6 protein-coding genes and 1 pseudogene are annotated in these 7,410 nt (G+C 73.0%); 5 read left to right on the forward strand and 2 right to left on the reverse strand.

What is annotated here, in order from left to right:
• Window positions 1–128: 128 nt before the first annotated feature.
• The gene (locus NBZ85_RS24625; protein WP_261559439.1) at window positions 129–920 is read right to left on the reverse strand and encodes an alpha/beta hydrolase; all 792 of its coding nucleotides are present in this window, start codon (window positions 918–920) and stop codon (window positions 129–131) included.
• Between the two features lie 533 nt (window positions 921–1,453).
• Between NBZ85_RS24625 and NBZ85_RS24630 the strand changes: the two genes are divergently transcribed.
• The 5 genes from NBZ85_RS24630 to NBZ85_RS24650 all read left to right on the forward strand — a co-directional run bounded on the left by NBZ85_RS24630 (window position 1,454) and on the right by NBZ85_RS24650 (window position 7,102).
• Complete coding sequence (locus NBZ85_RS24630; RefSeq protein WP_372517793.1) at window positions 1,454–2,344, forward strand: lysophospholipid acyltransferase family protein; 891 nt, start codon at window positions 1,454–1,456, stop codon at window positions 2,342–2,344.
• A 32-nt stretch (window positions 2,345–2,376) separates the two neighbouring features.
• A complete protein-coding gene (locus NBZ85_RS24635; RefSeq protein WP_261559438.1) occupies window positions 2,377–3,921 on the forward strand; it encodes a hypothetical protein in 1,545 nt (514 codons plus the stop codon).
• Window positions 3,922–3,925: 4 nt separating this feature from the next.
• Window positions 3,926–4,456, forward strand: a complete 531-nt coding sequence (locus tag NBZ85_RS24640; protein ID WP_261562679.1) for a polyadenylate-specific 3'-exoribonuclease AS — start codon at window positions 3,926–3,928, stop codon at window positions 4,454–4,456.
• A 143-nt stretch (window positions 4,457–4,599) separates the two neighbouring features.
• Window positions 4,600–5,625, forward strand: a complete 1,026-nt coding sequence (locus NBZ85_RS24645; protein WP_261559436.1) for a 6-phosphofructokinase — start codon at window positions 4,600–4,602, stop codon at window positions 5,623–5,625.
• A gap of 109 nt (window positions 5,626–5,734) precedes the next feature.
• Window positions 5,735–7,102, forward strand: a complete 1,368-nt coding sequence (locus NBZ85_RS24650) for a class II 3-deoxy-7-phosphoheptulonate synthase (RefSeq protein WP_261559435.1) — start codon at window positions 5,735–5,737, stop codon at window positions 7,100–7,102.
• 89 nt (window positions 7,103–7,191) lie between these two features.
• On the opposite strand, the pseudogene NBZ85_RS24655 reads toward NBZ85_RS24650, so the two are convergent.
• Window positions 7,192–7,410: pseudogene (locus NBZ85_RS24655) on the reverse strand (TUGYCR motif thioredoxin fold (seleno)protein); the annotation flags it as partial.

Genomic DNA, 7,410 nt, shown 5'->3' on the forward strand with positions numbered 1-7,410 from the left:
GCTGTGGCGCCCTCCGCTGGCACCGACCCGACCACGCCGCCGTCCCGCGGTCTGCCACTGGCCGGTCGGGCTCGCCCGCGCCCGCCGCGGACGGCCGCGGTTCGCCCTGGCCCGGCGCCGACGGGTGCTCAGCCATCGCTGCGGGGCGGGTCGGGCACGAGCGCCGCGTGTTGCTGGACGAAGTCCAGACTGCCTTTGAAGATTGTTTCCTTGTCGTTGTCGAGGGTTGCCACATGCCAGCTGTCCGCTAGCAGCCGTTCCTCGATCGGCGCGCGGACCCCGGCCAGCAGGATCGCGCCCGAGCTCGGCTCCACCACGTGGTCGACGACGCTGCGGTACGCGAGCACCGGACAGTCGATTCGCCCGAGGTCGCCGCGGGTGACCCCCCACAACTTGCGCAGCGACGCGAACGGCAGCAGCGGCACCCGGTCGTAGCCGACCTCGGGCACCCCGGAGGCCTTCACGTCGCCGGCGACGCCGCGCACCGCCGGGATGAACCGGCCGAGCAGCGGGGCGAGCGCGGCCTGCCGCCGCTCGGTGGACAGACTCGCGTTCACCGTGACCACGCCGGCGACGTCGGAGCCGTGCTCCTCGGCCAGCCGCAGCGTCAAGGTCCCACCCATCGACAGGCCCATGACGAACACCTGCTCGCAGTCCGCGCGCAGGCGCAGGAACGCGCCCTGCACGGTGGCGTACCAGTCGGGCCAGGTGGTCGGGACCATGTCCTGCCAGCGGGTGCCGTGGCCCGGGAGCAGCGGGCAGGAGACGGTGAGCCCGGCGGCGGCGAGAGCCTCGCCCCAGGGCCGCATGCTGCCCGGAGAGCCGGTGAACCCGTGGACCAGTAGGACGCCCACCGGCCCACCCGCGAACTGGAACGGCTCGGCGCCGGGTAGGACGGCTGTGCCGGTGGAGCCCGCCATCGTGTATCCGCCCTTCGTGCCCTGCGTCCGCCCGCGTGCCACGCCGCGGGGCGGCGCGGAAGGAAAGCGCCGGTAAACGTATGCTCGCACGGTCCGCGGGTTGAGGCCACGGTCGTGCGTATCTCGCGGTCTTGCATATGTCGTCGGAACGTCAAGGATTCGTCCGGACCGAGAACGCCCCCGCTGGGATGATATAGGCGTGGGGCTGCCGGCGCGCGCCTGGCGAGCTCGCACCGCCGGTGGCGGTGGGCCGGGTGCCGCGGGTCCCACAGTGGGCCGTGTCGGCGTTAGATGGGCACGGGAGAAGGCCGTTCCTCGGGCTCGAGGGCGGCTCGGCATCCGTCGGTGATCGTGGTCGGGCGGCATCCGCCGCGCGGCCCGCGTACCGTCGCAGTCCGCCGGTCGCGGAGCGCCGCCGTGCTCCACTCGGCGGGCGGTGAGATGCTCGGTCTGATGTGATCGTTCTCGGCGGATGGAGACGGGCGGCCCGGTCACGGCCGCCCTGGCGGGCGTCGTCTCACGGCGGTGACCAGGTGGGAGCTGTCTTGTTCTACTGGGTGCTCAAGGTGGTCCTGGCTCCAATCCTGCGAGTGTTCTGGCGCCCGTGGGTGGAGGGTGCCGAGAACATCCCCGCGCAGGGCCCCGCGATCCTCGCCGGAAATCATCTGTCGTTTCTGGACCACTTCTTCCTGCCGCTGGTGATCTCCCGGCGGGTGACCTTCCTGGCCAAGAGCGACTACTTCACCGAGGCCGGCGTCAAGGGGTGGTTCAAGCGCGTGTTCTTCAGCGGCGCCGGCCAGATCCCGATCGATCGCAGCGGCGGCAAGGCGAGCGAGGGCGCGCTGCGTTCCGGCGTGCGTGTCCTGCGCCAGGGCCGGCTGATCGGCATCTACCCGGAGGGCACCCGCTCGCCCGACGGCCGCCTCTACCGCGGCAAGATCGGCGTCGCCCGGATGGCCCTGGAGGCAGGCGTGCCGGTGATCCCGGTCGCGATGATCGGCACCTTCGAGGTGCAGCCGCCCGGCCAGCTGGTACCGAAGATCCGCCGGATCGGGATGCGGGTCGGCCAGCCCCTCGACTTCTCCCGCTACGCCGACATGGCGGACGACCGGTTTGTGCTGCGGTCGATCACCGACCAGATCATGTACGAGCTGATGGCCCTGTCCGGCCAGGAGTACGTGGACATGTACGCCAAGCGGGCCAAGGAGGAGATGGCCGCTGCCCGCAACGACGCAGGTGGCTCGGGCGCTGCGGACGGCGCCGCTGACACCTCGGTGCGGGACGGGCGGCCCGTGCCGGCGGCGGTAGCGGTGGCGGGGACTCCCGAAGGGTCGGCCGCGGCGGGCGGCGAACGCCCGTCCCGTCCCGTGGCCGCGCCGACCCAGCCGCGGGTCACGGACGACCACGCAGACCGGGCGGTCTGACCCGGCTGCCGGCAACACGGCAGGATGGTGGCGTGCGTGGCGATTTCGCTCCTCTGGCGGCGGTCGAACGGTTGGACGGCGCCTGCCGGTGGCGGTGGGCTCCCGGCCCGGGTGACCTGCGGGCCGAACCACGTGGTGGCGCCCGCCGGCCCGCCATGCTGCTGCTCGCGCTCGGTGTTCTCGTCGGTTGCCTCGTCGCGGCGGGCCCGGCCGCGCTCGCCGTGCCCGTTCCACCCGCCGCGGTCAGCGCGGCGGCACCGGGTTCCGTGGCCGGCGCCGTCCCCGCCGGCACGATCAGCCGTTCCGGGGCCTACCTGACCGACGGCGAGCGCCGCGTGGTCGTCATCCGCGGGATGACGGTGCCTGCCGGCGTCATCCCGACCACCCGTGACCTCGACACCTGGATCGGCTACGGCTTCAGCGGCGTGCGCCTCGCGGTGCCGGTGGCCGCGGGTGGCCATTTCCCGGTCACTGCCGGCTGGCCGGCGCCCGATGCCGCCGCGGGGGCCTCCGCGGATCCCGGGCTCGGCCAGGTCGCGAGCCTCGCCCGGACGTTCACCGGCCGCGGGATGCGGGTTGTGCTGCGGCTCGTCCCCGCCGCGCGGGGCCAGGCGCTGTCGAGTGCCACGCTCGCCGCCGGCCTCGGCCGGCTGGCGGCCCGGTTGCACGGCGAGCCGGGCCTGCTCGGCTACGAGGTCCCCGCCGCCGCGGGCTCCGGGGGAACGCTGGCTGACGCCGTCACTGCCCAGGACCCGGTCCACCTGCTCTGGGGAGACCGCCCAGCGCCGTTCGACGCCGCCGCCACCGTCGCCGTCAACGACCCGACCGGCTACCTGGTCGGGTGGAAGGACGGCTCGCCCGCGGCCCTGCGCGGCCTGGCGGCGGCCGCCGACGCCTTCGGGCTGAGCTGGTTCTACGACGTGCCCAGCGGTGCGGGCGGGACGGTCGGCACCGACCCGCCGCCTGCTCTGGGCGGCGGGTCGCTCCAGGCCGCCCCGGCGGAGATCGTCCGCCCGTACCCGGTGGCCGTCGCGGGGACTCCCGAGTCGCTGCGATTCGACGCGGCGCGAGTGCTCACCGTCACCTTCCGGACGGCCTCGCCTACCGGGAGTTCCCTGGCGGCCGGCGCGGCGACGGCCATCAGCCTGCCGGCATGGTCCTACCCACAGGGTTACCAGGTCCAGGTCACCGGCGCGCGGGTGACCTCGGCGCCGGGCGCGGGCCTGCTGTGCGTCGTGGCTGAGCCCGGGGCGGCCCGGGTCGAGGTCCGAGTCGCCCCGGCCACCGCCGGCCCCGGGGTCAGCGCGCCCGCGGCCGCCGGAGCGGATGGCTGCGCCCCCTCGCCGGGATCCGCGGCGGCGCTGTCGGGCGGTTCGGGCGCGCCCGCCGCCGCGTCTGCCGGCAGCGAGAACGACGAGGACTACTCCGGGCCGCTGCTGTGGGTGCTGCCACTGGTCGGGGCGGCCGCCGCGGCGGTGCTGCTCGCGCTCGTGCTGCGGCCGTGGCGGCGCCGGCCGGGCCGGTCGGCGCCGAACCTGGCGTCCGTGTCCGCCGATCCGGCCGGCGGGGGAGACTGAACCGGTGGGCACCCGATTCTTCTACGACACCGAGTTCATCGAGCGCCGCGAGGCCGATCATCTCTGGCTGGACCTGGTCAGCATCGGCATCGTCAGCGAGGACGGCGCCCAGCGCTACTACGCCGTGTCCACCGAGTTCGACCCGGCCTTCGCGGTGCCGTGGGTCCGCCGCAACGTCCTCGACCAGCTGCCGCCGCCGGCGGACCCGGCGTGGCGGTCCCGGGCGCGGATCCGCGAGGAGATCGCCGCGTTGCTGACCGCCGACGGCACGCCGGAGCTGTGGGCCTGGTACGGCGCCTATGACCACGTGGTGCTCTGCCAGCTTTTCGGAACGATGACCGACCTGCCCGCGCAGCTCCCGCGCTTCACCCGGGACCTGCGCCAGCTCTGGGAGGACGTCGGGCGCCCGGTGCTGCCGCCGCCGCCGGCCAATGCACACGATGCCCTCGCCGACGCCGTGCACAACCTGGCGCGCTGGGAGATCCTCGCTCCGCTGCGTGCCCGTATCGCCGCCGTCCCGCCCTCGCGCCGCTGATGTCGCGCGGGTGATGTCGCGCCGATGATGTCTTGCTGTGGTCGGGTCGCCACGCCTGGTTAGCGCGAACGCGTTCCTCTGCGCGGAGCGGCCGCTACGCTGCCGCCGGCGGGGGGCCGGCGCGCTCGACAGGAGTATTCGCGATGAGGATCGGCGTACTGACCGGTGGCGGCGACTGCCCCGGGCTCAACGCGGTGATCAGGGCCGTCGTCCGCAAGGGCGAGGGCGTCTACGGGCACAGCTTCGTGGGATTCCGGGACGGCTGGCGTGGGCCGCTGACCGGTGACATGGTGCCGCTCGACACCGCAGCGGTGCGCGGCATCCTGCCGCGCGGCGGAACCATTCTCGGGTCGAGCCGCACGAACCCCTACGCCGCCGTGGACGGGCCGTCGTTGGTCCGCGAGAACCTGGCCGCCGCCGAGATCGACGCGCTCATCGCGATCGGCGGGGAGGACACCCTCGGCGTGGCCGCCCAGCTGTACGCCGAGGGACTGCCCGTGGTTGGGGTTCCCAAGACCATCGACAACGACCTGTCCGCCACCGACTACACCTTCGGCTTCGACACCGCGGTCAACATCGCCACCGAGGCGATCGACCGCCTCCACACCACCGCGGAAAGTCACCACCGCGTGCTCATCCTCGAGGTGATGGGGCGTCACGCCGGGTGGATCGCCCTGCACAGCGGGATGGCAGGCGGTGCGAACGTCATCCTCATCCCGGAACGGCCGTTCGACTTCGACAAGGTCTGCGCCTTCGTCGAGGCTCGCTTTGCCACCCACTACTCCCCGATCATCGTCGCCGCGGAGGGCGCCACCCCGATCGCCGGCACCCTGGTCACGAAGGAGGGTGAGCTCGACGCCTTTGGCCACGTCCGCCTGCAGGGCATCGCGCAGGTCCTCGAGACCGAGATCCGCGGCCGCACCGGCCGGGACGCCCGCGCCACCGTGCTCGGCCATCTCCAGCGCGGCGGCACGCCGACCGCGTTCGATCGCTGGCTCGCGACGCGCTTCGGCCTGCACGCCGTCGACGCGGTGCACGAGGGCGACTTCGGGGTGATGGTCGCCCTGCGCGGGACCCGCATCGACCGTGTCCCGCTGGCAGAGGCGACCCGTGAGCTCAAGACGGTGCCCGAGGAGCTCTACGACGAGGCGGAGATCTTCTTCGGCTGATCGGCGCCTGCGGACCGTTGGCAGGCGCCGATCACACGCGGGGCCTCGACCGAAACATGTCGGCCGGTTGACCGGCTCGCATGGCGGCCGGGACCGTACCCTGTCTCTCGTGAGCGCATTGGATGTCTGGCGGACCCTCCCGGCCAAGCAGCAGCCGTCGTGGCCCGACCTCGAGGAACTGCAAGCCGCCTACAACCAGCTTGCGGCCCTTCCCCCGCTGGTCACGGCCCCGGAGGTGCGTTCGCTCACCGAGCGCCTCGCGATGGTCGCCCGGGGCGAGGCATTCCTGCTCCAGGGCGGTGACTGCGCCGAGACCTTCGCGGCGAACACCGCCAACAAGATCCGCGACAAGGTCAAGACGCTGCTGCAGATGGCGGTCGTGCTCACCTACGGCGCGAGCACGCCGGTGGTGAAGGTCGCCCGCATCGCCGGCCAGTACGCCAAGCCGCGCTCGGCCGACATCGAGTCGAGCACCGGCCTGCCGTCCTACCGCGGCGACGCCGTCAACGACATCGCGGCCACGGCCGCTTCCCGCCGGCCGGACCCGATGCGCATGGTCGCCTCCTACCACCAGAGCGCAATAACGCTGAACCTCGTCCGGGCGTTCGCCACCGGCGGGTTCGCGGACCTGTCGAAGGTCCACGAGTGGAACAAGGCCTTCGTGCGCGACTCGGCGGCCGGCCGGCGCTACGAGGTGATGGCGACGAACATCGAGCGCGCCCTCGCCTTCATGGCCGCCTGTGGCATCGACCTCGGCAGCGCGGCGCTGACCGGAGTGGAGCTGTTCACCAGCCATGAGGGTCTCCTGCTGGAGTACGAGCGCGCCCTCACCCGGGTGGAGGACGCCACCGGCAACCCGTACGACCTGTCCGCGCACATGATCTGGATCGGGGAGCGGACCCGGGACCTCGACGGTGCCCACGTCGACCTGCTGTCCCGGGTGGGCAACCCGATCGGTTGCAAGATCGGCCCGAAGGTCAGCCCCGACGAGGTCCTCGAACTCGCCGAGCGGCTCAACCCGCAGCACATCCCCGGCCGGCTGACCCTGATCACCCGGATGGGCGCAGGCAAGATCCGCGATGCCCTCCCGCCGATCATCGAGAAGGTCAACGCCGCCGGGCCGCCGGTCGTCTGGTCCTGCGACCCGATGCACGGCAACACCCGCGACGTCGGCGGCGTCAAGACCCGCCACTTCGACGACGTGCTCGACGAGGTCTTCGGCTTCTTCGAGGTGCACAAGGCCCTGGGCACCCACCCGGGCGGGCTGCACATCGAGCTGACCGGCGAGAACGTCACCGAGTGCCTCGGCGGCGCCGAGCTGATCGGCGAGGAGGATCTCGGCGGCCGTTACGAGACCGCCTGCGACCCGCGCCTGAACACCGGGCAGGCACTCGAGCTGGCCTTCCTCGTCGCCGAGATGCTCCAGCATGCGCGCGGCGAGCGTGCCGCCGCGATGCAGGAGCACCCCATCACCTAACCCGCCCCGGCCCCACCGGCCCGGCCGTGTGATATCCGGCCACATCACGGTCAGATCGTGCCGAGGCCTCAGCGCGATTGTTCGGACGCTCAGTCCGGGATCACCTGTCTCGGGGCGGTGCCCGGCGCCTGCGTGCCGGCCTTCGGAGTGCTGCCGTTCGCGGTGCTGCCGGTGCTGCCGGTGCTGCCGCCCGCCGTGCCTGCCCCGCCAGCCGTGCCTGCCTTGTCGATCGTGCCTGCCTGGACAGCTTGGCTTGTGGTGCCTGCCTGGCCGGCCATGTCCACGGGGGCACTCGTGGGGCCTGGCGG

The sequence above is a fragment of the Frankia tisae genome (assembly GCF_025403405.1).
Lineage (GTDB): Bacteria > Actinomycetota > Actinomycetes > Frankiales > Frankiaceae > Frankia > Frankia tisai.